The 2,500-nt window shown below is 59.1% G+C and carries 1 tRNA gene and 2 rRNA genes (1 of these 3 cut by a window edge); all 3 read left to right on the top strand.

The features are described 5' to 3' along the window. Positions 1–1,683 (top strand): 23S ribosomal RNA (locus ACLQ7T_RS12040) (it extends 1,105 nt beyond the left edge of the window). A gap of 68 nt (positions 1,684–1,751) precedes the next feature. Then, a 5S ribosomal RNA gene (gene rrf / locus ACLQ7T_RS12035) occupies positions 1,752–1,866 on the top strand. 60 nt (positions 1,867–1,926) lie between these two features. Continuing rightward, positions 1,927–2,003: transfer RNA gene (locus tag ACLQ7T_RS12030), tRNA-Met, on the top strand. Positions 2,004–2,500: the final 497 nt, after the last annotated feature.

Raw genomic sequence — 2,500 nt, 5'->3', positions numbered from 1 at the left:
AGCAGCCATCCTTTAAAGAAAGCGTAACAGCTCACTGATCAAGCGATCCTGCGCGGAAAATGTAACGGGGCTCAAGCCAGTCGCCGAAGGTATGGGTTTGCACTTTGTGCAAGCGGTAGCGGAGCGTTCCGTAAGCCGGTGAAGGTCAACCGTGAGGTTGGCTGGAGGTATCGGAAGTGAGAATGCTGACATGAGTAACGATAAACAGTGTGAGAAACACTGTCGCCGAAAGACCAAGGGTTCCTGCGTAAAGCTAATCTGCGCAGGGTTAGTCGGCCCCTAAGGCGAGGCTGAAAAGCGTAGTCGATGGGAAGCAGGTAAATATTCCTGCACCAGCTGGAAGTGACGGATGGCGTAAGTTGTCAGGGCTTATTGGATTGTCCTGGCAGCGAAGTCGTCCCTGGAAATAACTCCAGCAGAGACCGTACCCGAAACCGACACAGGTGGTCAGGTAGAGTATACCAAGGCGCTTGAGAGAACTGTGCTGAAGGAACTCGGCAAATTGCACGCGTAACTTCGGAATAAGCGTGACTCACCTTGGGCAACCAAGACTGAGTGGCACAAGCCAGGGGGTAGCGACTGTTTAGCAAAAACACAGGGCTCTGCGAAGCAGCAATGCGACGTATAGGGTCTGACGCCTGCCCGGTGCCTGAAGGTTAAAGGGAGATGTGAAAGCGTCGAACTGAAGCCCAGGTAAACGGCGGCCGTAACTATAACGGTCCTAAGGTAGCGAAATTCCTTGTCGGGTAAGTTCCGACCTGCACGAATGGCGTAACGACTTCCCCACTGTCTCCAGCACAGGCTCAGTGAAATTGAATTCCCCGTGAAGATGCGGGGTTCCCGCGGTCAGACGGAAAGACCCTATGAACCTTTACTATAGCTTCGCCTTGGCGTTAGCGACCGTATGTGTAGGATAGGTGGGAGACTATGAAACCGGGGCGCCAGCACCGGTGGAGTCATCCTTGAAATACCACCCTTACTGTCGTTGACGTCTAACCGAGGGCCGTTATCCGGTCCCGGGACATGGCGTGGTGGGTAGTTTGACTGGGGCGGTCGCCTCCCAAAGTGTAACGGAGGCGCGCGATGGTGAGCTCAGAGCGGTCGGAAATCGCTCGTCGAGTGCAATGGCATAAGCTCGCCTGACTGCGAGACTGACAAGTCGAGCAGAGACGAAAGTCGGCCATAGTGATCCGGTGGTCCCGCGTGGAAGGGCCATCGCTCAACGGATAAAAGGTACTCTAGGGATAACAGGCTGATTTTGCCCAAGAGTCCATATCGACGGCAAAGTTTGGCACCTCGATGTCGGCTCATCACATCCTGGGGCTGGAGCAGGTCCCAAGGGTATGGCTGTTCGCCATTTAAAGTGGTACGTGAGCTGGGTTCAGAACGTCGTGAGACAGTTTGGTCCCTATCTGCCGTGGGTGTTCGAAGCTTGAGAGGATCTGTCCCTAGTACGAGAGGACCGGGATGGACGTACCTCTGGTGGACCTGTCGTGGCGCCAGCTGCGCAGCAGGGTAGCTATGTACGGAATAGATAACCGCTGAAAGCATCTAAGCGGGAAACTAACCTCAAAACAAGGCTTCGCTGAGGATCGTGGAAGACTACCACGTTGATAGGCCAGGTGTGGAAGTGGGGCGACCCATGAAGCTGACTGGTACTAATAATCCGATCGGCTTGATCGTTTCTCAGCAAAACTCATTCGATCTTTGAATAGACAATGTCTTCTCCAATCCACTGACCGCCTGGTTGACCCGGTGGCTATGTCGGAGGTTCCCCACCCGATCCCATTCCGAACTCGGTCGTTAAGCCCTCCAGAGCCAATGGTACTTCGTCTTAAGGCGCGGGAGAGTAGGTCGCCGCCGGGTCTACCAGTCGGTCAGCGGATTAGAAAAACAACTCGAACAGCTTCCATCACACCCCACTGCCGCGGGATGGAGCAGCCCGGTAGCTCGTCAGGCTCATAACCTGAAGGTCGCAGGTTCAAATCCTGCTCCCGCACCCAAATCAAAACCCCCGTGCCCATGGCCCGGGGGTTTTTGCTGTCCCCAACAAACCAACCCGACAAACACCCCGACCCGAGCCCCCAAACGCCGGCGGGCCGCCCGACAGCCCCTGAGCCGTCCGCCCACGCCCCCCTCAACCTCACCCCGCCCGACCCCGACGGCCCGACCCCGACGGCACGAGGCCGTAGCGGAGACCTCTCCGGCCGCCCACGTCGCCGCCGAACCGGGCGCGCCGATGCCGACCGGCCGGGAGGGAAAGGGTCTACGGGCCGCTCCCGTCCGCTCCCGTTCGCGGCCCGGACGGGCGCACGGATGCGGCCCCGGGCGATCCGGGCTGAAGCCTGGCGTGGAGCGGCATGACGAGCGGGATGTCCCCGCCGGCCGGCTGCCCCGCTCCGCCTTCCGGGGGATCCACAGGTCCGGCCGGGGGCGCCGGGCGACCCTCGCACACTCCGGGATCCGGAAAGGGCAGGCGAGGGCCGGCGAGCCGGGCCTG

It is taken from the genome of Brevundimonas sediminis, from assembly GCF_048799765.1.
Classification (GTDB): domain Bacteria; phylum Pseudomonadota; class Alphaproteobacteria; order Caulobacterales; family Caulobacteraceae; genus Brevundimonas.
The sequence above is the reverse complement of the archived record's forward strand: the minus strand, read 5'-3'. Positions and strand labels throughout refer to the sequence as shown.